The organism is Nonomuraea deserti (assembly GCF_004348685.1).
In the GTDB taxonomy this organism is placed as follows: domain Bacteria; phylum Actinomycetota; class Actinomycetes; order Streptosporangiales; family Streptosporangiaceae; genus Nonomuraea; species Nonomuraea deserti.
The window spans coordinates 1-19,578 of the sequence record NZ_SMKO01000002.1 but is presented as its reverse complement, the minus strand read 5'-3'; the positions used below and the strand labels follow the sequence as shown (position 1 = coordinate 19,578).

Here is a 19,578-nt window from a genome sequence, read left to right as displayed (position 1 = left end):
GATGAGGGGATGGCCAACTCGCGCTACTCCGACCTCGACCGCCCGCCACTGAACGCGGCGGCGCTCAACCGTGCCCTGGTCCGCCCCGGCTCGCTGTGGACGGGCGTCACGATCGTCGAGAGCACCGGCTCGACCAACGCAGACCTGGCCGGCGCCGCCAAGGAGGGGGCACCGGAGGGGTCCGTGCTGGTGGCGGAGGCGCAGGCGGCGGGCCGCGGACGGCTGGGGCGCTCCTGGTCGGCTCCGCCCCGCTCGGGCCTGACGTTCTCGATCCTGCTCAGGCCGCACGTGCCGCTCGCCGCCCAGGGCTGGCTGACCCTCATGTACGGCGTCGCCGCCGCATCGGCGGTGCGCCGCCTGGCCGAGGTCGACGTGCGCCTGAAGTGGCCAAACGACCTGCTGATCGGCGAGCGCAAGCTGGCCGGCGTGCTCGCCGAGCGCGCCGACGACGCCGTGGTCATCGGCATGGGGCTGAACGTGTCGCTCAAACCCGACGAGCTGCCCGTCGAGACCGCCACGTCGCTGGGCATCGAGCAGGCGGCGTGCCTCGACCGCGATCCGCTGCTGCGGGCAGTGCTGCGCGAGGTCGAGAGCCACTACCACGACTGGGTCGACGCCAAGGGCGACGCGGAGGCCTCCGGGCTGCGCTCGGCGTACCTCGCGGTCAACGCCACGGTCGGCAGGCAGGTCAGGGTGGAGCTGCCGGGCGATCAGGCGCTGACCGGCCGGGCGTCCGGCATCGACCAGTGGGGGCACCTCCAGGTGGAGTCCGGCGGCGAGCACTACACGCTGAGCGCGGGCGACGTCGTCCACGTGCGCATGGCCTGACGTGCGCCGGGTGCGCGCCGCACCACCGCATAGCCGCAGGGGCGGCGATGATGGCACCATTTGCGCATGACCCTTCCCGACCATCATCTGACGCAGGGTGAGCGGCGCGTCAGGTCCTTCCACCCGCACTGGAAGCGGCTCGTCGCCCCTTTCGTCGCGCTGGTGCTCATCGCCGCGGCCGTGGGCGCGGCCCTGTACTTCATCCCGGCCGGCTGGGAATTCGCCTTCTACGCCAGGATCGCCACCGGCGTCATCGGCCTCATCCTGCTGACGATCTGGTCGTTCGTCCCCTACCTGCAGTGGAAGAACACCGGCTACGCGCTCACCACCCACCGCTTCACGATCAGCACCGGCGTGCTCAACAAGTCGACCGACGAGATCCCGATCACCAAGGTCAACACGGTCAGCTCCGACCAGACGTTCTTCGAGCGGCTGCTCGGCTGCGGCACGCTGACCGTCGAGTCCGCCAGCGACAGGGGCGAGATCGTGCTGCGCGACATCCCGAAGATCCAGGACGTCCGCACGGAGCTGTTCCGGCTCGTCGAGGACGCCTCCGACGGGGAGCTCGACGGCCGCTGACGTACGCTCTGCGAGTGAGCCAATCCCGGCCGACCGCCGAGGAGATCGAGCGGCTGCTGCTCGGCCTGCCGCCGCGCCACACCCGCGCGCAGGTCGCGGCCGAGGCCGGCGTGCCGGGAGAGCTGGCCGCGCGCATCTGGCGGGCGCTCGGCTTCGCCCAGCGGGCCGACGACGCGGTGGCGTTCACCGACGCCGACGTCAGCGCGCTGCGCCGGGTGCGCAGGATGCTCGACAGCGGCCGGCTCGACGAGGAGACCGTCGTCCGCATGGCCCGCGCGCTCGGGCAGACCACGGCCAGGCTCGCGCAGTGGCAGGCCGAGATCATGGTCGGCGCGATGGTGCCGGACGAGCCGTCGGAGGGTGACCTGGCCAGGGTGCTGGAGACGGCGCAGGAGCTGCTGCCCGACTTCGAGCGCGTGCTGGTCCACGTCTGGCGGGCCCAGCTCGCCGCCGCGGGCACCCGGCTGCTGGCGCTCGCCGACGGCGCCGACGAGCTCGTGCCGGGCCGCGTGCCGCTCGCGGTGGGCTTCGCCGACCTGGTCTCGTTCACCAGGCGCGCCAGGGAGCTCGGCGAGAAGGAGCTGGCCGAGCTGGTCGAGGGGTTCGAGGCGCGGGCCTCCGACGTGGTGGCCTCCCACGGGGCCAGGCTGGTCAAGACGCTGGGCGACGAGGTGCTGTTCACCGTGCCGACGGCGGCGCAGGCGGCGGCGATCGCGCTCGACCTGGTCGAGGCCGGCGATCTGCGCATCGGCCTGGCGTACGGCCCGGTGGTCCCCTTGATGGGCGACGTCTTCGGCACCACCGTCAACCTCGCCGCCCGGCTCACGGCCATCGCCAAGCCGGGCACGATCCTCGCGAACCCCGATCTGGCCGAGGGGCTGGAAGGGCTGGCCGGGTTCGAGGTCCGCAAGATCCGGCACCGCCCGGCCAGAGGGCTCGGCGTGGTGCAGCCCTATGTCTTGCGGAGATCATCCTCCTGACACAAGATGGCTGGCATGCCGTACGAAGTGCAGGGCGTGATCGCCAGGGGCAAAGGTCAGGAAGTTTCGCTCGAGACGGTCGTCGTCCCCGATCCGGGGCCGGGCGAGGCGGTCGTCAACGTGCAGGCCTGCGGGGTCTGCCACACCGACCTGCACTATCGGGAGGGCGGGATCGGCGACGACTTCCCCTACCTGCTCGGGCATGAGGCGGCGGGCACCGTCGAGGCGGTGGGCGAGGGTGTCACGGGGCTGGAGCCGGGCGACTTCGTCATCCTCAACTGGCGGGCCGTGTGCGGCCAGTGCCGGGCCTGCCTGCGCGGCCGGCCGTGGTACTGCTTCAACACCCACAACGCCCGCCAGAAGATGACGCTCACCGACGGCACCGAGCTGTCGCCCGCGCTGGGCATCGGCGCGTTCCAGGCCACAACGCTCGTCGCCGCCGGCCAGTGCACCAAGGTCTCCGCCGAGGCCCCCGCCCAGGTCGCGGGGCTGCTCGGCTGCGGCGTCATGGCCGGCATCGGCGCGGCGATCAACACCGGCGGGGTGACGCGCGGCGACAGCGTGGCGGTCATCGGCTGCGGCGGCGTCGGCGACGCGGCCGTGCTCGGCTCGTCGCTGGCCGGCGCCGCGAAGATCATCGCGGTCGACGTGGACGACCGCAAACTCGAGTGGGCCCGCGGCTTCGGCGCCACCCACACGGTCAACTCCCGCGAGAGCGACCCGGTCGAGGCCATCCGCGACCTCACCGGCGGCTTCGGCGCCGACGTGGTCATCGAGGCGGTAGGGCGGCCCGAGACGTACGAGCAGGCCTTCTACGCCCGTGACCTGGCCGGAACGGTCGTGCTGGTCGGCGTGCCGACCCCGGAGATGCGGCTGGAGCTGCCGCTGCTCGACGTGTTCGGGCGCGGCGGGTCGCTCAAGTCCTCCTGGTACGGCGACTGCCTGCCCTCGCGCGACTTCCCCATGCTGATCGACCTGTTCCTGCAGAACCGCCTGCCGCTCGACCGGTTCGTGACCGAGACGATCCAGCTCGGCCAGGTCGAGGAGGCGTTCGGCAAGATGCACCGCGGTGAGGTGCTGCGCTCGGTGGTGGTCCTCTGATGATCGACCGGGTCATCACCTCGGGCACGTTCTCGCTGGACGGCGGCACGTGGGAGGTCGACAACAACGTCTGGCTGGTGGGCGACGCCCGCGAGGTGGTCGTCATCGATGCCGCCCACGACGCCACGCCGATCGCCGAGCGGGTGGGCGGGCGCGCGGTCAGGGCCATCGTCTGCACCCACGCCCACAATGACCACATCAACGCGGCCGGGCCGCTCGCGGGCCTGACGGGGGCGCCGATCCGGCTGCACCCCGCCGACCAGGTGCTGTGGGAGCAGCAGTACGGCGACTCGTTGTCGTACGAACCGCTGGCCGACGGCGAGAAGCTCGCGGTCGGCGGCGTCACGCTGCAGATCCTGCACACGCCCGGCCACGCGCCCGGTGCGGTCTGCGTGTACGCCCCCGACCTGGGCGCGCTGTTCAGCGGCGACACGCTGTTCAAGGGCGGGCCTGGGGCGACCGGGCGCTCCTACAGCTCGTTCGACACGATCGTCGACTCGATCAGGGAGCGCCTGCTGGCGCTGCCCGCGGAAACCGTCGTGCACACCGGTCACGGCGACTCGACCTCCATCGGCGCTGAGGCGCCGCACCTCGAGGAGTGGATCGCCCGGGGTCACTGAGTGGAATGACTCGCTCGCGTTCGGGTACATCACTGTGGCGTACCTAACGTAGGCAAGCCTAACCAAAGTGGGCTACCTTAGGTGTGCCTTACCTAATGATGTTCCCCCTTGGCTCGAGAGAGGCTTGTCCCCGGATGTACGCGTGCGTGTGTCGTGCTGTGACCGAGAACGAGGTGCACGACTGCATTGCCGCCGGGGCCACCAGTGCGAAGCAGATCCGTGACACCACCGGGGCTGGTGGTGACTGTGCCCGATGTGTACGGAAAATCTGTGCCATCCTGAAACGGTCTGAAGAACTGACGACCGCATAGCCGGATAGCAGCAAGGGGCCTGCCATGCAGGGCGACAAGCAGATCATCGAGCTGCTCAACGAGCAGTTGACCGCCGAACTCACCGCGATCAACCAGTATTTCCTGCACGCCAAGATGCAGGAGAACTGGGGATACACCAAGCTTGCCGAGCACACCCGCGCTGAGTCGATCGACGAGATGCGCCACGCCGAACGGCTGACCGACCGCATCCTGTTCCTCGAAGGGCTGCCCAACTACCAGCGCCTGGGCACCCTGCACATCGGCCAGACCGTCGAGGAGCAGCTCAGGGCCGACCTGGAGGTGGAGCTGTCGGTGGTGCAGCGGCTGCGGCCGGCCATCCAGCTCATGCGGGAGAAGGGCGACGTCACCTCCGCCCGCATCTTCGAGGAGATCCTCGAGGACGAAGAGGTGCACATCGACTACCTGGAGACGGAGCTCGACCTTATCCGCAGCCTCGGAGAGCAGCTCTACCTGGCCCGCTACGCCGAGCCTCCCTCGGCGGACTGACCGCTCCCCGTCACGACCGTGTACGCCGCCCCTGCGGCGGCGTTCCAGGTCAGCGTGCGGCCGGAGCGGTGCGCGCCCGCGTGGCCGCCCCGCCCGTCCAGCACCCGGCTGCCGTCCGTGATGGCCGCCGAACGTAACGTGATCGGGCCGGTGCGTCCAGTGCGCAGCGTGATGCGCTCGGCGGCGCCGTCACGCCAGGAGGCGTCCACCGTCACGTCGCCCCTGGCCCGCAGCCCGCGCACCGACCCCGTACGCCAGGCCGACGGCAGCGCGGGCAGCACGTGGATCTCGCCGGGCCGGCTCTGCACCAGCATCTCCGCGATGCCCGCGGTGGCCCCGAAGTTGCCGTCGATCTGGAACGGCGGGTGCGTGTCCCACAGGTTGTCCAGCGTGGAGTGCCGCAGCTGCTCGCGCAGCATCGTGTGCGCGTGGTCGCCGTCGAGCAGCCGCGCCCAGAAGCTGATCTTCCACGCCTTGCTCCAGCCGGTGCCGCCGTCGCCCCTGGCCGTCAGCGCGACCCCGGCCGCCTCGCCCTCGCGGCTCTCCGCCGTGATCTGGCGCCCGGGATGGAGCGCGTACAGGTGGGACACGTGCCGGTGCGTGTTCCCGGGGTCGTCCCAGTCGGCCTTCCACTCCTGGAGCTGCCCCCAGGACCCGATCCGGAGCCCGGGATCGAGCCGGGCCAGCGCCTCCCGCACCCGCGCGCGGAACGCGGCGTCGACGTCCAGCGTGCCGGCGGCCTCGGCCACGTTCGTGAGCAGGTCCCAGACGATCTGCTGCGACATCGACGCCCCGGCCGAGAAGTCGCCCTGCTCGGGCGAGTAGCTCGGCGAGACCACCAGGCCGCCGTCGCGCGGGTCGGTGTGCAGCGTGTCCAGCCAGAACTCCGCGGCCCCCTTCATCACCGGGTAGGCGGTCTCGCGCAGGTAGCGGGTGTCGCCGCTGAACAGGTAGTGCTCGTACAACTGCCGGGTCAGCCAGGCGGCCGCCTCCGGGAACCAGAACGCGGTGGCCCAGTCGTGCACGCCGGTGAACCCGAACGGGTTCGTCTCGTTGTGCACCAGCCACCCGCGCGCCCCGAACATCTCCCGCGCCGTCACCTCGCCCGGCGCCACCAGCCCCGTGACGAAGTCGTCGTAAGGCCGCGCCGTTTCGGCCAGGTTCGTCACCTCGGCGGGCCAGTAGTTCATCTGCAGGTTGATGTTGGTGTGGTAGTCGCCGGACCAGGGCGGGGTGGTGGAGTCGTTCCAGACGCCCTGCAGGTTCGCGGGCAACGACCCGGGCCGCGACGAGGCGATCAGCAGGTAGCGGCCGTAGGCGAAGAGCAGCGCCTCCAGCGCGCGGTCGTCCGCCTCCGGTCCGCCCGTGTAGGCGGCCCGCAGCCGGTCCGTGGGGACGGACGGCGCCCGCTGCCCGAGGTCCAGCCCCACCCGGTCGAACAACGCCCGGTAGTCGTCCTGGTGGGCCCGCCTGAGCGCGTCGTAGCCCAGCGCCACGGCCCGGTCCACGGCGGCGGTGACGGCGGCGTGCGGGTCGTCCCCGCGGTACGCCGGGTACGTCCCGGCGTAGTCGGTGCCCGCCGACATCACGAAGAACGCGCTGTCGGCCCCGGTGACCGTGATCAGTCCGTCCCCGTCCGCGCGGGTGCCTCCCTCCGCGACCACGTGCACCTGGGCCTCGTACCTCAGCCCGTTGTCCGCCAGCGCCCCCTTGAGCGTCAGCCGCCCCTCCGCGACGCCGACCTGCCCGCCGGGCGGCAGGTGCGGCGAGGACGCGCGCAGCGTGAACGACACCGCGCCCGCCCGGTCGGCCGAGAGCCGCCCGGCGATCACGTTCGCCGGATGGCCGGCGAAGTATTCGCGCGTGTGGCGTACGCCGCCCGCGGTGTAGCCGACCCTGACCACGGCCTCCCGCAGGCGCAGCTCCCGCCGGTAGCCGCCGGCCGTGCCGCCCTCCGCCATCTCCAGCCACAGGTCGCCGAACGTCTGGTACGCCCCGAACCCCGACTTCGGCTGCCCCAGCTCGGCCGCGACCTCCTCGGGTGACATCCGGGTGTCGCGGTCGAGCCGCCGCCTGACCCCGGCCAGGGCGTCCGGACGGGGCGAGGCCCAGTTGCCGAAGTCGTAGCCCTGTGCCGACCCCGGGCCGCCCGTCCACAACGTCTTCTCGTTGAACTGGAGCCGCTCGGTGCGCGTCCCGCCGAAGACCATCGCTCCGAGGGCGCCGTTGCCGATGGGCAGCGCCTGGGTCTCCCAGTCGGTGGCCGGATCGTCGTACCAGAGCGTCAGGTCATCGGGTGTATCTCCGGGAATGTCAGCCATGCGGCCTCAGGGTAGCAGGGTTATCTGGCGAGACATCCGATCTCTGGTCAGGGAATGAGCCGGTAGAAGCGCCAGAAGCCGAAGTCCTTGATGGGCAGGATCTCGACGTCGGAGAAGCCGGCCTCGCGGGCATACCGGCGCAACGTGCCCGGCCGCATCACGGTGCCGGTGGCGGCCGAGGGCTGCTCGTTCATCCCGTCGGGCAGGCAGATGAGCAGGCTGAAGCCGTACATCAGCCGCTCGACGTCGTCCGCGGGGGCCGTGAAGGAGTCGCCGACGGCCTCGTCCATGATCACTACGGCGCCGCCCGGGGTCGTCGCCCGCCGCGCCGCCGCCAGCGTCTCCACCGGCCGCGGCATGTCGTGCACGCACTCGAAGGCGAAGACGGCGTCGTAGCGGCCCTCGTCCAGCAGGGCCGCGTCGCCACGCCGGAAGGTCACCCGGTCGCCGAGACCCGCGCCGGCCGCGTTGCGGGTGGCCAGCTCGACGGACGGGCCGTCGATGTCGACGCCCCGCACGGTCGCCTCGGGGTAGGCCCTGGCCAGCGCGATGGCCGACCATCCGCCGCCGCAGCCCACGTCGGCGAAGCGGGCGCCGGGGCGCCGCAGCACGGTGTCGAGGCCGGGCACGCCCGCGAGCGCGTCCGGCAGGGCGTGCTCGAACCAGGGCCGGTTCATGTCGGCCTGCGACTCCCGCATGTCGGCCCCGAACGTCGCCCAGGGCACCCCGCCGCCGTCGCGGTAGGCGTCCAGGAGCGCGGGCAGCTGGACGGACGCCCCGGCCAGCATCCGGGCCAGCGGGGCGAGGTAGGACAGGCTGGACTCGTCGGTCAGCACCTCCGCCGCGCCGCCGGGAAGGGCGAAGCGGCCGTCTTCCGTGGTCTCCAGGATCCCGGTGGCGGCCTGCTGCTCCAGCCACTCCCTGGCGTACCGCTCGTGGCCGCGGGAACGGGCGACCAGTTCGGCGGCGCCGGCCGGGCCGTGCGCGGCCAGCGCGCGATACCAGCCCATCCGGTCGCCGATGTGCATGGAGAGCAGGTCGATGGTGCCGAGTGCCGATCCCAGCAGGCGGTCGGCGAACTCGCCGGTGCTCGTGGTCATCGTGATCGTCTCCTTCTTCCGTCCGGGCTCCGATCGAGGATCGGCGCGGGCGTGGCTCTGGAAAAGGTCGCCGGGGAGGTCGTTCGCCACACAACCTGCCGCCGTGGACGCCTCCCCTACCCGGGCGCCCGGCCGTGGAAAGTGATCGGCGGAAAGTGCCGGGGGAATGGTCACTCTGGCGCGTCGCGTACGGGCCGCCAAGTTTCGCGTCGATAATCACGGTAATTTAATCCTGACTAAATGATATTTAGCCGAGTTTGCCCAGGTCAATGGATAGGTCAACTACGAGTCAAACCGCGCGCTGTGCCCGGGAAACGATCGCCTAAGGTCCTACGATCGCTTCATGACCTGCGTACTTCTAGCCGAGGATGACACCTCGATTTCCGAGCCGCTCGCGCGTGCGCTACGCCGCGAGGGTTATCAGGTCGAGGTGAGCCCCGATGGCCCGCAGGCCCTGGAAAGGGCCCTGTCGGGCGGCATAGACCTCATCGTTCTCGACCTTGGCCTGCCCGAAATGGATGGTCTGGAGGTGGCCCGCCGGATCCGCGCCGAAGGGCACGGCACTCCGGTCCTGATACTCACCGCACGCGTCGACGAGGTCGACACGGTCGTCGGGCTCGACGCGGGCGCCGACGACTACGTGACGAAACCGTTCCGGCTGGCGGAGCTCCTCGCCAGGGTCCGCGCCCTGCTGCGGCGCGGCACCTCCGAGACCCCGGTCGTCCAGGGGGTGCGCATCGACGCCGACTCGCGCCGGGCCTGGATGGGGGAGAAGGAGCTCCACCTGACGACCAAGGAGTTCGACCTGCTGCGCGTGCTCGTGCGCGACGCCGGCAAGGTCGTCACCCGCGAGCAGATCATGCGGGAGGTGTGGGACACGAACTGGTGGGGTTCGACCAAGACACTCGACATGCACATCTCCTGGTTGCGCCGCAAGCTCGGCGACGATGCCGCCAAGCCCCGCTACATCACGACCGTCCGGGGAGTCGGCTTCCGGTTCGAACGCGAGTAGGCGGATGCGCCGCCGACTGCTCACCTCCACCCTGGTCGTCGCGGTCATCGCGGTCCTGTTGCTGGGGGTCCCCCTGGGCGTCGTGGTGAGTCGCCTGATCGTCGACGAAGCGGCTCAGGAGCTTGGGTCCGAAGCCAAGCGTCTCGTGGGGGAGGTGGAATACGCCCGTGTCCAGGAGACGCCACTCGACCCCCAGCAGCTGGAGCAGAAATACCCGGGAAGATACATCCAGATCTGGGAACACGGAACCCCCCTCCGGGTGACCGTGGTCGGCTCGCCCCCGCCGTCCGGTCACCTGATGACGGAGGACGCCCAGACCAACACCGGCGTCTACGTCCGGATCAGTCGCGACCGCGACCAGGTCGAACAGGACGTGGCCGCTCGCCTGCTGCTCATCGTGGCCCTGGCCGTGGCCGCTCTGGCGGTGGCCGTGAGCCTGGCCGTGGTGCAGTCGCGCCGCCTGACACTCCCCCTGCAGGACCTGGCGAAGATCGCCGACCGGCTCGGCTCGGGCGACGCGCGGCCGAGCAAACACCGCTACGGCATCCCCGAGCTCGACCGGGTGGCCCAGGTGCTCGACCGCAGCGCCACCCGCATCTCCGATCTGCTCACCCGCGAGCGCGAGTTCGCCACCGACGCCTCCCACCAGCTCCGCACGCCGCTGACCGGCCTGACCATGCGGCTGGAGGAGATCGTCGCCTCCTCCGGCGAGCCGGAGGTCGTCCGCGAGGAGGGCGAGGCGGCGATCGTCCAGGCGGAGCGGCTCACCGCCGTGATCGACGAGCTGCTGGCCGCGGCCCGCCGCCAGCGCCACGCCCAGGCGCATCCGGTCGCCATCGACGAGATCCTCGGCCAGCAGATCATCGAGTGGGAGCCGGTCTTCCGCGACGCGGGCCGCGAGATCCGGCTGGACGGCACCCGCGGGCTGAAGGCGATGGCCACCACCGGCGGTTTCGGCCAGGTGATCGCCTCGCTGCTGGAGAACTCCCTGCGTCACGGCGGCGGCGCCGTCACCGTGACCTCCACCTGCGGCGACAACTACGTGGTGATCGAGGTCGCGGACGAGGGCCAGGGCATCGCCGACGAGATCGCCCCAAGGATTTTCGAGCGGAACGTCAGCGGCGGCGGAGGCACCGGACTCGGCCTGACGCTGGCCCGCGCGCTGGCCGCCGCCGACGGCGGCAGGCTGGAACTGGTGCGCCGGCGCCCGGCCACGTTCGCCGTCTTCCTGCGCCCCGCCGAGGAGAACGGCGGCAACCGCGTGGTCAGCGGTCCTGCTTGACCCCGGCCTCGGGCAGCTCGACCGGGATGGGCTCGGTCGCCTCCAGGAACACCCACTTCTTGTACGACCAGAAGCGGAACAGCGTGCCGAGCCCGACGCCGATGATGTTGGCGATGTTGGCGCTGAGGCCGTCGTCGAGGTGGAGCGTGTAGGTGGTGAAGCCGATCACCAGCAGCCCGAACAGCAGTGCGATGCCGTTGAGCAGGAAGAACAGGAAATATTCGCGCCCGAGCCCGCTCTGCTCCCTGTGCCGGAACGTCCAGTAGCGGTTGCCCAGGTAGGCGAACGTCGCCGAGATCGTGGTCGCGAAGACTTTGGAGGTGAGCGGCCCCAAGCCGACCCCCAGCAGGAAGAGGTTGTAGGCGCCGGTGTCGAGCACGAACGCGATGGCCCCGATGCTGCCGAACTTGGCCAGCTCATGCACCAGGGAGGCGAACCGCTCGTAGAGGCGTTTGGCAAGGTCCACGTCTCTGTCCGGTTCCTTCCCTTGTCGAGCCTGACCAACTCAGCGTACCGGTCACCGTGTAGGCCCGGTGTCAGACAGATGAACATACCGCGCAAAGGAACGTTCATCGCGAAAACGGCCTAACCCCTGCCATGCCCGATAACCGGCCATGATCTGGAAGGTCGCCCGTCGGGGGAAGTCGTTCCGTCCCGGTAAGCTCACCTGGCGTGAGTTCCTACAGCCCCATCGGACCGGTCGTGGGCATCGTCGGCGCCGGTCAGCTCGCCCGGATGACGCAGCCGCCCGCCATCGCGCTCGGCGTCGAACTGCGGGTGCTGGCCGCGGCCCCCGACGAGAGCGCCGCCCGGGTGATCACCGACGCGCGTGTCGGAGACTATCGCGACCTCGGCGACCTCCGCGCGTTCGCCAAGGGCTGCGCCGCGATCACGTTCGACCACGAGCACGTGCCCACCGAGCACATCAGGGCCCTGGTCGCCGACGGCCACACCGTGCACCCAGGAGCCGAGGCCCTCGTGCACGCCCAGGACAAAGCGGTCATGCGCGAGCGGCTGACCGCGATCGGCGTGCCCTGCCCGGCCTGGACCAGGGTCGGGACGGCCGCCGAAGCCGAGCGCTTCGCCGGCGAGCACGGCTGGCCGGTGGTGCTGAAGGCCGTGCGCGGCGGCTACGACGGCCGCGGCGTGTGGGTGTGCAGGACGGCCGCGGACGTCGCGGAGGCGTTCGCGACCGGCGTCGAGCTGATGGCCGAGGCGTTCGTGCCGTTCGAGCGGGAGCTTGCGGTGCTGGTGGCCCGCTCGCCGCACGGGCAGGGCGTCAGCTACCCGGTGGTGGAGACCGTGCAGCAGGACGGCATCTGCGTCGAGGTGCTGGCCCCCGCACCCGGGCTCGACCCCGAAGACGCCGCCCAGGCCCAGCGCATCGGCCTGAAGATCGCCCACGAGCTGGGGGTGACCGGGCTGCTGGCGGTGGAGTTGTTCGAGACCGCGCACGGGCTGGTGGTCAACGAGCTGGCCATGCGGCCGCACAACAGCGGCCACTGGACGATCGAGGGCGCCAGGACCTCGCAGTTCGAGCAGCATCTGAGGGCGGTGCTCGACCTGCCGCTCGGCTCGCCCACGATGACCGCGCCCGTCGTCGTCATGGCCAACCTGCTCGGCGGCGACGACCCCGGCCTGTTCAAGCGCTACGAGCACGTGCTCGCCCACGATCCGGGCATCAAACTGCACTTCTACGGCAAGGAGGTGCGTCCCGGCCGCAAGATCGGCCACGTGACGGCCCTCGGCTCCAACCTCGACCAGGTGCGCGCCCGCGCCCGCCACGCCGCCGTCTACCTCACCACCGGGGAGTACACATGAGTTCCCCTGAGGCGCGCGTCGGCATCGTCATGGGCAGCGACTCCGACTGGCCGGTCATGAAGGCCGCCGCCGAGGCGGTCGCGGAGTTCGGGGTGACGTTCGAGGCCGACGTGGTGTCGGCCCACCGCATGCCGGTCGAGATGATCGACTACGGCCGGCAGGCTACCTCCCGCGGCCTCCAGGTGATCATCGCCGGCGCCGGCGGCGCCGCCCACCTGCCCGGCATGCTGGCCTCCGTCACGCCGCTGCCGGTGATCGGGGTGCCGGTGCCGCTCAGACACCTCGACGGGCTCGACTCCCTGCTGTCGATCGTCCAGATGCCGGCCGGGGTGCCGGTGGCCACCGTGGCCGTCGGCGGGGCCCGCAACGCGGGGCTGCTGGCCGTACGCGTTCTTGCCGCCTCCGACGCCGGGCTGCGGGCGCGCATGGAGGAGTTCCAGGCGCGGCTGAAGGAGCAGGCGTACGCCAAGGGTGAGCGGTTGCGGGCCGAGGCCGCCGAGCTCTGACCCGGGCGCGGACGCCCCCGTGAAAGCGCTCCCACGGGCCTGGCCGGGCGGCTAGGGTGCCGTGGATGGACAACGTGATCAGGGGCCACGCCGCCCGGGTGCGGGCCGCCGACCCGCTGGTCGCGGGCCACGACGAGCTGCCCGGCGCGGGCGGGGTGCGGTTCGAGACCCGCGACGCCGCGGGGCTGGCCTCCGTCGACCGCATCGACCAGGAAAATCTGCGTGCCTCCTGGTCGCCGCCCGTCGTCCACCGGCTCCAGGCCCGCGTCGGTGGTCCCGACCCCGAGGCCGCGCTCGGCGGGCTGCTCGACCGGTGGATGGCGGGGTTACGCGATCCCGGTCCGGGGCAGGCGCTGGCCGTGTCGTGGCCGAGCAGGGACACCGCGCCGGTCAGGGCTCTGGCCGTGCGGGGGTTCGCGCCCATCTCCGTGGCCGCCGTACGCCGGCTCGGCGAGCGCGAGGTGAGCGCGCCCGCCGTCCGCCGGGCCACCCCGGACGACGCGGAGGCCGTCGTGCGGATGTACGAGCGGCTGGTGGCCTACGACGCGCAGTTCGGCTGGGTGGCCGTGCGCGACTCGACCCCGGCGCGCATCAAGGAGCTCGTGGCGTCGGAGGTGCTGCCGCTGGAGTGGTGCTGGATCGCCGAGGCGGGCAGCCGGCCGGTGGGCTGCGTCATCGTCCAGCCGCCGGGCCGCTCACGCTGGATCGGCAAGGACGTGCGGGACGCGCCGGTGGCGTACCTCGGCGTCATGTACGTCGAGCCGGCCTGGCGTGGCCGCGGCGTGGGCCCGGCGCTCGTCGACGTGGCTCACCGTCACGCGGCGGCGCAGGGAGTGGTGTCGATGATGCTCCACCACGCGCTGCCCAACCCGCTGTCCACGCCGTTCTGGGCGCGCCGCGGCTATCGCCCGCTGACCACCCAGTGGGTGCTCCACCTGCGATGACTCAGGGGCGGCCGAGGGCGCGGTAGTGCCAGCCGGCCGAGCGCCACATCTCGGGGTCGAGGCAGTTGCGGCCGTCGACGATGCGCCGGGTGGCGACCACCGCACCCAGCTGCTCCGGATCGAGCGCCAGGAACTCCTGCCACTCCGTGAGCAGCAGGACCACGTGCGCCCCGCGCACCGCCTCGACGGCGGAATCGCCGTAGTTCAGCTCGGGATGAGCCTTACGTGCGTTGTCGAGCGCGATCGGGTCGTAGATGGTGACCCGTCCGCCCTGCTGGCCGATGGTCACGGCGACGTTGAGCGCGGGGGAGTCGCGGATGTCGTCGGAGTTGGGCTTGAACGCGGCGCCCAGCACGCCCACGGTGCACCCGTGGAACGAGCCGCCCGCCAGCTCCCTAGCCAGGTCGACCATGCGGGCCCGCCGGCGCATGTTGATGTCGTCCACCTCGCGCAGGAACGTCAGCGCCTGGTCCGCGCCCAGCTCGCCGGCGCGCGCCATGAAGGCCCTGATGTCCTTGGGCAGGCAGCCGCCGCCGAAGCCGAGCCCGGCGTTCAGGTAGCGCCCGCCGATCCTGTCGTCGTACGACAGCGCCTCGGACAGCTGCTTGACGTCAGCGTGGGCGGCCTCGCAGACCTCGGCCATGGCGTTGATGAAGGAGATCTTGGTGGCGAGGAAGGCGTTCGCGGCCGTCTTGACCAGCTCGGACGTCGCATAGTCGGTCACCACGAACGGGACCTCGCCCAGCGGTTCGTACACCTCGCGCAGCACCTTCTCCGCCCGCTCGCTGCGCACGCCGAGCACGATGCGGTCGGGGTGGAGCGTGTCCTTGACCGCGAAACCCTCCCGCAGAAACTCGGGGTTCCAGGCCAGCTCGGCCTCGCCGCCCGCGGGGGCGAGCCGGGTGAGCTTGTCGGCCAGCCGCTCGGCGGTGCCGACGGGTACGGTGCTCTTGCCCACCACCAGGCATTCCCGGTCGAGGAGCGGGGCAAGGGATTCGATGGCGTTGTCCGCGTAGGAGACGTCCGCGGCGTATTCGCCGCGCTTCTGCGGGGTGCCGACGCAGATGAAGTGCACGTCGCCGAAGGCCGCGACCTCTTCGTACGACGAGGTGAAGCGAAGGCGGCCGGACTCGAGCCCGCGGTGGAGGACCGCTTCGAGCCCGGGTTCGTGGATCGGGAGCTGCCCGTTGTTGAGCCGGTTGATCTTGTCGGCGTCGATGTCGAGGCCCAGGACGTCGTATCCGAGATCGGCCATGCACGCCGCATGGGTGATTCCCAGGTATCCGGTCCCGATCACCGTGAGGCGATATGGCACGAGAGAGCTCCTTTCGATCGCTGAGGCATGCTACCGGCCCTCGCTATCTCCTTCGTGCCACCTCCTCCCTTTTGCAAACCGTACCCGCTGGTAACAAGATGGTCGGACGTCCTAGTATTCGTCGCATGAGCTTCCCTCTTTACGCGCCCGCCGAGGAACACCACCTGCTCAGGGAGACCGTCCGCGCCCTGGCCGACGAGAAGATCGCACCGCATGCCGCCGAGGCCGACGAGACCGAGGAGTTCTCCTGGGACGTCTACAAGGCGCTCGTCGCGGCCGACCTGCACGCCGTCCACGTCCCCGAACAGTACGGCGGCGCGGGGGCGGACGCGCTGGCCACGGTGATCGTCATCGAGGAGGTCGCCCGCGCGTGCGCGTCGACCTCCCTGATCCCCGCGGTCAACAAACTGGGCACGGTCCCGCTGCTGCTCTCGGCCTCGGAAGAGCTCAAGTCCCGCTACCTGGCGCCGGTCGCCCGGGGGGAGGCCATGTTCTCGTACGCGCTGTCGGAGCCGGAGGCGGGCTCGGACGCGGCGGCCATGAAGACCCGCGCGGTCGCGGACGGCGACGCGTACGTGCTCAACGGCACCAAGATGTGGATCACGAACGCCGGCATCTCCGAGTACTACACGGTCATGGCGGTCACCGACCCGTCCGCCGGGGCGCGCGGCATCTCCGCCTTCGTGGTCGAGAAATCCGACGAAGGCGTCTCGTTCGGGCCTAAAGAGAAGAAGCTCGGCATCAAGGGCTCACCCACCCGCCAGGTGATCCTGGACGACGTACGCATTCCGGCGAACCGCATGATCGGCGACCCCGGCACCGGCTTCAAAACCGCCCTCGCCACCCTCGACCACACCCGCGTCACCATCGCCGCCCAGGCCCTCGGCATCGCCCAGGGAGCCCTCGACTACGCGATCGGCTACGTCAAGGAACGCAAGCAGTTCGGCCGGCCCGTGGCCGACTTCCAGGGGCTGCAGTTCATGATCGCCGACATGGCCATGAAACTGGAGGCGGCCCGGCAGCTCACGTACCACGCGGCGGCGAAGTCGGAGCGAGCCATGAACGGCGAACCCCAGAAGGACCTGACCTTCCTGTCGAGCGCCGCGAAGTGCGCCGCCTCGGACGCCGCCATGGAGATCACGACGGACGCGGTGCAGCTGCTGGGCGGGTACGGGTACACGAAGGACTTCCCGGTGGAGCGGATGATGCGCGACGCCAAGATCACCCAGATCTACGAGGGCACCAACCAGATCCAGCGCATGGTGATGGCCCGCCAGCTCTTGAAGTAGGTCTATGACGTGCAGAAACCCGGGGTTGAGCGCGTACGGCCCCGGGTTTTGGTGTGCCAGTCGAGCGGTACGGAAGAGCGCTGTTCCGTCGCTGTTCCGTGATCACTGGGCAACAGGTCCGCAAGGTGCCATGATCGCGGCTTGTGGACATTGAAGGCTTCTGGGAACTGGTGGAACGCTCGGCCCGCGAGACCGACAACCGGCGAGCACGAGTGGCGTGGCTGGAGGATCAGCTCTCCGGCCTGACCGCCGAGGAGATCGTGGACTACGACGCTTGGTTCACGCTGTGCGCCAACCGAGCCTGCTCCTGGGACATGTACGCGGTGTTCTGGACCATCACCGGATTCGGGTCGTCCGATGGCTTCGAATACTTCGTGAACTGGCTGATTAGCCTTGGCCGTGAGGCCTTCGAGAAAGTCGCCGACTGCCCTGATCGGATCCTTGAGCTGCCGGAGGCGCAGCGGATCATGGAGTTGATGAAGAACTTCTCTCATCGTCGGACGACGTGGTCCCGCGACGGCAAGTTCCGCCTGAAGCGGGTCACTTACACCCGTCGCGAGGTGTGGCCACGTGAGGACGACCCCGAGTTCGAGTCATTCGCCTACGTCACCTTCGAGCCCTACAAGCGCGCGACAGGCCTCGAAACGGACAGCTTGGGGGAGGCCGTTCGCGCACAAGGCGTCCACAGCAAGTTTCCCTTTCTGACTCCCCTCGCGGAGCCCGACGGCGAGGAATGGAACTTCGGCGACGAGGCAGAGTTCGTCCGTCGTCTTCCACGGCTCGCCCGGCACTATGGCCTTACCTGATGGCCTTGGCAGTCCTCCCGCCGGACGGCGGCACCGTGCGGGTCGCCGGCATCAGCCCGGACACCTCGGTCACCCGCGAACTGCGCGCCACGCTCAGCGCGGACCTCACCCCCAGCAGGTGGCGGGACAGGACCAGGCGACCGTACGGGCGGCCTTCGGCAAGGTCAACGCCAACCTGCTGGCCAGGTCGCGGGAGGCGGGGCAGGCGGGCGCCAAGATCGTGATGTGGTCCGAGCAGGCGGCCGGCGTCCTGGCCGCCGACGAGCAGGCGTTCCTGGGCCAGGTGGCCGCCGTGGCCAGGGAGGGCGGGATCTACCTGCAGGCCGCCGTGTCCGTCGTCCTGCCGCAGGCGCCGTACGCGGCCAACCGCACCTACCTGTACGACCCGGCGGGCACGCGGGTCTGGGTCTACAACAAGGCTCATCCCATCCCCGGCCTGGAGTTCTACCCGCCGGGCGACGGCGTGGTGCCGGTCGCGCGGACGCCGTACGGGCGGCTGGCCACCGTGATCTGCTTCGACGCGGACTTCCCCGAGCTGATGCGCGTGGACGCCGACATCATGCTCGTGCCCGCACGCGACTGGGCGGAGATCGGGCCGGTGCACAGCCAGAAGGCGAGCCTGCGCTCGGTCGAGAACGGGTACGCGATGGTCCGGCAGGCCGAGTTCGGTGTGTCGGGGGCGTTCGACCCGCAGGGCAGGGTGCTCGCCGCGCACGACTACGCCGCCGGCGACCGGCACGTGGTCTTCTCCGACGTGCCCGTACGCGGCGCCACCACCGTCTACCGGGTGATCGGCGACGCCTTCGCCTGGTCGTGCCTGGCCGGGACGGCCGTCGCGATCGGCCTGGCCGTCCGCCGCCGCACGCGATAGCCCGGCTCAACGCGATGGCCCGGGCCAATCGACGGGCCAATCGACGGGCCAATCGACGGGCCAATCGACGGGCCGGGCGCGGGTCGGAGGGCGGGGCGGGCGCGGCAGGTCCCGGGTCAGGCGGTGTGCCGGGCGCGGTATTCGCCCGGCGGGCTGCCGACCCGGCGCGTGAAGGCCCGCCGGAACGCGCTGGGCTCGGAGAACCCGAGCCGCGAGGAGATCTCCTCGATCGACTCCCTGCCGCGCTCCAGGCTCGCGACGGCCATGTCCCGCAGCACCTCCTCCCGGATCCGCTGGAACGACGTGCCCTCCTGCCGCAGGAGCCGGCGCATGTGCTGGGGGCTGATCGACAGCCTGGCGGCCACGTCGTCGGCGCGCGTCCATTCGGTGGTGTCGCCGCGTTCGAGGACGTTGCGCACGCGGGCGGCGGTCGTCGTGCCGTAGTCGCGGTGCAGGATCAGGTCGGCCGGCCATCGGCGGAGGTAGCGCAGCAGGTCGGCTTCCTTCCGTACGACGGGGGCCGCGAGGTGCCGGGCGTCGAAGCTGATCGAGACCGCCGGGGCGTCGAAGACGGGCATCCGGCCGAAGACCGGCAGGTATTCGGCGCTGTACTCCGGCTCGGGGAAGGGCAGCTCCAGCCGGGACGGCGCGATCCGCCGCGCGACGAGCCACGCGGGGAAGCGGTGCACGAGGGCGAGCATGATCTCGGCGGCGAACGGCGGGACGCGGGCGCCGGGCTCGGCGGCGATCTCGATCCGGCAGATGGCGCCGTCGACGACGAGACGGCTGCGCGAGTAGCCCGTGGTGATCGACGCGAACTCGGTCAGGCGCTCGAGCGCGGCCCGCAGGTCGGGCGCGTGGATCAGCCCCAGCGAGATCATCCGGAAGGTGCCGGGCGGGATCGGCCGCGGCCCGAGCCTGAGCAGCTCGTCGTCGCTGCGCCGCCACAGGTCCCGCATCGCCTCGACGGTCTGGGCGCAGCCGACGTGGGTGGCGCCGGGCCGTGTCAGCGCGGGCAGCGTGCGTCCGATGTCGAGATCGGCCGTCTCCGCGGAGGCGACGGCCGCGCGTACGAACTGGATCGCCACGCCGTTCGCCGACATGTGCACCACCCTCTCGCTGCACGAATGACGCTAACAGACGGCTTGCCGGACATTTAGGGACTCATCGGCACTTCGCCCCATTGTCACCAACCGTCACTGTTTGCACTCTTTTGACAACTCAACTACGGTCCTTGACCACTGTCAGTCGTTTGCGTGCACACATGGAGCGATCAAGTGATGAACCGCAGGACAGGGACCGCCGTCGGCCTCACCGTGACCGTGGGCGCTCTGTGCTTCACCTCTCTGACGCCGGCTCACGCCTCTCCCGCGACCCCCACGCCC

General features: G+C 70.8%; 20 protein-coding genes. 15 read left to right on the top strand and 5 right to left on the bottom strand.

Annotated elements, in window-relative coordinates; genetic code table 11:
• Positions 1–9: 9 nt before the first annotated feature.
• From E1292_RS01055 to bfr, 7 genes are all read left to right on the top strand, one after another.
• On the top strand, positions 10–828 hold the full coding sequence (locus E1292_RS01055) for a biotin--[acetyl-CoA-carboxylase] ligase (RefSeq protein WP_132591025.1): 819 nt from the start codon (positions 10–12) through the stop codon (positions 826–828).
• A 66-nt stretch (positions 829–894) separates the two neighbouring features.
• The gene (locus E1292_RS01050; RefSeq protein ID WP_132591023.1) at positions 895–1,407 is read left to right on the top strand and encodes a PH domain-containing protein; all 513 of its coding nucleotides are present in this window, start codon (positions 895–897) and stop codon (positions 1,405–1,407) included.
• A gap of 14 nt (positions 1,408–1,421) precedes the next feature.
• Complete coding sequence (locus E1292_RS01045; RefSeq protein ID WP_132591021.1) at positions 1,422–2,387, top strand: adenylate/guanylate cyclase domain-containing protein; 966 nt, start codon at positions 1,422–1,424, stop codon at positions 2,385–2,387.
• Positions 2,388–2,402: 15 nt separating this feature from the next.
• On the top strand, positions 2,403–3,488 hold the full coding sequence (locus E1292_RS01040) for an S-(hydroxymethyl)mycothiol dehydrogenase (RefSeq protein WP_132591019.1): 1,086 nt from the start codon (positions 2,403–2,405) through the stop codon (positions 3,486–3,488).
• Entirely contained in the window at positions 3,488–4,108 is a 621-nt protein-coding gene (locus E1292_RS01035; protein WP_132591017.1) for an MBL fold metallo-hydrolase, read from the top strand. Before E1292_RS01040 ends, E1292_RS01035 begins: the two co-directional genes overlap by 1 nt.
• A gap of 95 nt (positions 4,109–4,203) precedes the next feature.
• Entirely contained in the window at positions 4,204–4,419 is a 216-nt protein-coding gene (locus E1292_RS01030; protein WP_342775590.1) for a (2Fe-2S)-binding protein, read from the top strand.
• A 24-nt stretch (positions 4,420–4,443) separates the two neighbouring features.
• Complete coding sequence (gene bfr, locus E1292_RS01025; protein WP_132591014.1) at positions 4,444–4,926, top strand: bacterioferritin; 483 nt, start codon at positions 4,444–4,446, stop codon at positions 4,924–4,926.
• Here bfr and E1292_RS01020 read toward each other — a convergent pair.
• Complete coding sequence (locus E1292_RS01020; protein ID WP_132591011.1) at positions 4,899–7,247, bottom strand: glycoside hydrolase family 95 protein; 2,349 nt, start codon at positions 7,245–7,247, stop codon at positions 4,899–4,901. The genes bfr and E1292_RS01020 overlap by 28 nt on opposite strands.
• 47 nt (positions 7,248–7,294) lie before the next feature.
• Positions 7,295–8,347 carry a class I SAM-dependent methyltransferase gene (locus E1292_RS01015; RefSeq protein WP_132591009.1) on the bottom strand — a complete coding sequence of 351 codons (1,053 nt, stop codon included), beginning with the start codon at positions 8,345–8,347 and terminating at the stop codon, positions 7,295–7,297.
• A gap of 343 nt (positions 8,348–8,690) precedes the next feature.
• Here E1292_RS01015 and E1292_RS01010 point away from each other — a divergent pair, with 343 nt between their 5' ends.
• Entirely contained in the window at positions 8,691–9,359 is a 669-nt protein-coding gene (locus E1292_RS01010) for a response regulator transcription factor (RefSeq protein WP_043620820.1), read from the top strand.
• Positions 9,360–9,363: 4 nt separating this feature from the next.
• Positions 9,364–10,641 (top strand): ATP-binding protein, encoded by a 1,278-nt coding sequence (locus E1292_RS01005; RefSeq protein ID WP_132591007.1) that lies wholly within the window; start codon positions 9,364–9,366, stop codon positions 10,639–10,641.
• On the opposite strand, the gene E1292_RS01000 is transcribed toward E1292_RS01005, so the two are convergent.
• A complete protein-coding gene (locus tag E1292_RS01000; RefSeq protein ID WP_132591005.1) occupies positions 10,625–11,107 on the bottom strand; it encodes a GtrA family protein in 483 nt (160 codons plus the stop codon). The genes E1292_RS01005 and E1292_RS01000 overlap by 17 nt on opposite strands.
• Before the next feature lie 206 nt (positions 11,108–11,313).
• On the opposite strand from E1292_RS01000, the gene E1292_RS00995 reads away from it, so the two are divergent.
• The 3 genes from E1292_RS00995 to E1292_RS00985 all read left to right on the top strand — a co-directional run bounded on the left by E1292_RS00995 (position 11,314) and on the right by E1292_RS00985 (position 13,912).
• Complete coding sequence (locus tag E1292_RS00995; protein ID WP_132591003.1) at positions 11,314–12,462, top strand: 5-(carboxyamino)imidazole ribonucleotide synthase; 1,149 nt, start codon at positions 11,314–11,316, stop codon at positions 12,460–12,462.
• Positions 12,459–12,968 carry a 5-(carboxyamino)imidazole ribonucleotide mutase gene (purE, locus tag E1292_RS00990; protein WP_132591001.1) on the top strand — a complete coding sequence of 170 codons (510 nt, stop codon included), beginning with the start codon at positions 12,459–12,461 and terminating at the stop codon, positions 12,966–12,968. Before E1292_RS00995 ends, purE begins: the two co-directional genes overlap by 4 nt.
• 65 nt (positions 12,969–13,033) lie before the next feature.
• Positions 13,034–13,912: a GNAT family N-acetyltransferase gene (locus E1292_RS00985; protein ID WP_132590999.1), complete on the top strand. Its 879-nt coding sequence runs from the start codon at positions 13,034–13,036 to the stop codon at positions 13,910–13,912.
• 1 nt (position 13,913) lies between these two features.
• Here the strand turns inward: E1292_RS00985 and E1292_RS00980 are convergent, their stop codons facing one another.
• Positions 13,914–15,227 carry a UDP-glucose dehydrogenase family protein gene (locus E1292_RS00980; protein ID WP_132590997.1) on the bottom strand — a complete coding sequence of 438 codons (1,314 nt, stop codon included), beginning with the start codon at positions 15,225–15,227 and terminating at the stop codon, positions 13,914–13,916.
• Between the two features lie 125 nt (positions 15,228–15,352).
• On the opposite strand from E1292_RS00980, the gene E1292_RS00975 reads away from it, so the two are divergent.
• From E1292_RS00975 to E1292_RS00965, 3 genes are all read left to right on the top strand, one after another.
• Positions 15,353–16,516 carry an acyl-CoA dehydrogenase family protein gene (locus E1292_RS00975; RefSeq protein WP_132590995.1) on the top strand — a complete coding sequence of 388 codons (1,164 nt, stop codon included), beginning with the start codon at positions 15,353–15,355 and terminating at the stop codon, positions 16,514–16,516.
• Positions 16,517–16,659: 143 nt separating this feature from the next.
• Positions 16,660–17,322 carry a DUF4240 domain-containing protein gene (locus E1292_RS00970; protein ID WP_132590993.1) on the top strand — a complete coding sequence of 221 codons (663 nt, stop codon included), beginning with the start codon at positions 16,660–16,662 and terminating at the stop codon, positions 17,320–17,322.
• A 118-nt stretch (positions 17,323–17,440) separates the two neighbouring features.
• Positions 17,441–18,193, top strand: a complete 753-nt coding sequence (locus tag E1292_RS00965) for a nitrilase-related carbon-nitrogen hydrolase (RefSeq protein ID WP_165974309.1) — start codon at positions 17,441–17,443, stop codon at positions 18,191–18,193.
• 116 nt (positions 18,194–18,309) lie between these two features.
• Here E1292_RS00965 and E1292_RS00960 read toward each other — a convergent pair whose 3' ends face one another.
• Positions 18,310–19,296, bottom strand: a complete 987-nt coding sequence (locus tag E1292_RS00960; protein ID WP_132590989.1) for an AraC family transcriptional regulator — start codon at positions 19,294–19,296, stop codon at positions 18,310–18,312.
• Positions 19,297–19,578 lie beyond the last annotated feature (282 nt).

Coding starts and splice junctions, on each gene's coding strand:
- E1292_RS01035 (WP_132591017.1), top strand. CDS start 3,488: ATGATCGACCGGGTCATCACCTCGGGCACGTTCTCGCTGGACGGCGGC.
- E1292_RS01030 (WP_342775590.1), top strand. CDS start 4,204: ATGATGTTCCCCCTTGGCTCGAGAGAGGCTTGTCCCCGGATGTACGCG.
- purE (WP_132591001.1), top strand. CDS start 12,459: ATGAGTTCCCCTGAGGCGCGCGTCGGCATCGTCATGGGCAGCGACTCC.
- E1292_RS00960 (WP_132590989.1), bottom strand. CDS start 19,296: ATGTCGGCGAACGGCGTGGCGATCCAGTTCGTACGCGCGGCCGTCGCC.
- E1292_RS00985 (WP_132590999.1), top strand. CDS start 13,034: ATGGACAACGTGATCAGGGGCCACGCCGCCCGGGTGCGGGCCGCCGAC.
- E1292_RS01005 (WP_132591007.1), top strand. CDS start 9,364: ATGCGCCGCCGACTGCTCACCTCCACCCTGGTCGTCGCGGTCATCGCG.
- E1292_RS00975 (WP_132590995.1), top strand. CDS start 15,353: ATGAGCTTCCCTCTTTACGCGCCCGCCGAGGAACACCACCTGCTCAGG.
- E1292_RS01020 (WP_132591011.1), bottom strand. CDS start 7,247: ATGGCTGACATTCCCGGAGATACACCCGATGACCTGACGCTCTGGTAC.
- E1292_RS01050 (WP_132591023.1), top strand. CDS start 895: ATGACCCTTCCCGACCATCATCTGACGCAGGGTGAGCGGCGCGTCAGG.
- E1292_RS01040 (WP_132591019.1), top strand. CDS start 2,403: ATGCCGTACGAAGTGCAGGGCGTGATCGCCAGGGGCAAAGGTCAGGAA.
- E1292_RS01055 (WP_132591025.1), top strand. CDS start 10: ATGGCCAACTCGCGCTACTCCGACCTCGACCGCCCGCCACTGAACGCG.
- E1292_RS01015 (WP_132591009.1), bottom strand. CDS start 8,347: ATGACCACGAGCACCGGCGAGTTCGCCGACCGCCTGCTGGGATCGGCA.
- E1292_RS01010 (WP_043620820.1), top strand. CDS start 8,691: ATGACCTGCGTACTTCTAGCCGAGGATGACACCTCGATTTCCGAGCCG.
- bfr (WP_132591014.1), top strand. CDS start 4,444: ATGCAGGGCGACAAGCAGATCATCGAGCTGCTCAACGAGCAGTTGACC.